This is a genomic window from Pseudomonas sp. 32_A (genome assembly GCF_017490905.1).
Classification (GTDB): Bacteria; Pseudomonadota; Gammaproteobacteria; order Pseudomonadales; family Pseudomonadaceae; genus Aquipseudomonas; species Aquipseudomonas inefficax.
Genome location: NZ_JAFGYI010000150.1, coordinates 1 through 550, shown reverse-complemented (window position 1 = coordinate 550; position 550 = coordinate 1). Strand labels below are relative to the sequence as shown.

1 protein-coding gene is annotated in these 550 nt (G+C 46.7%); it reads left to right on the top strand.

All coding sequences use genetic code 11. The features are described 5' to 3' along the window. Positions 1–550 (top strand): YcxB family protein (locus J5M58_RS26025; RefSeq protein WP_207880200.1); only part of this gene is annotated, 550 nt, incomplete at both ends.

Sequence of the window (550 nt, the reverse complement as noted above, 5' to 3'; positions counted from 1 at the left end):
CCCTTACACCCTACAACCTGTGGATTTGAATCTGACCGAGGACGAGTTTCGTCAAGCACAGCTACAGCTGTTTGATGCCAACAACCAAACTTTGACCAAAATCACCCCAAAAACTTGGGCAATTTTGGCAGTCATCGTGGCGCTAGCGATTTTAGGTCTGATTTTTGTGCACGGTTATTCCACCATTATTTTTTGGTTGATGCTTGTGGGTGTGGTGATTTATTTGCTGGCACGTACCTACGGTCTAAAATGGTATGTCAAACGAGAATTTGAAAAACAAATGGCAAGCCAAAGCATGCCGCCAGAGATGCAACAAATCAAGCTTGGCGTACAGCAGCACGGGGTCGTGATGTCCATGCCTGCACCCAACATGCCCGCCATGCCACGCGGCTACAATCAGCCTTTGGTGCGTAGCAGCGGTATGCAGCAAGCAGTCATCAAATGGGATAGTGTCACCAACTGGCAAGAAACGCCTGATTATATTTTTATGATGTTTGATGTTAAAAATCCAAAAACGGGTGAAAGCCAACAAGGCAGCCAAATCGTACCC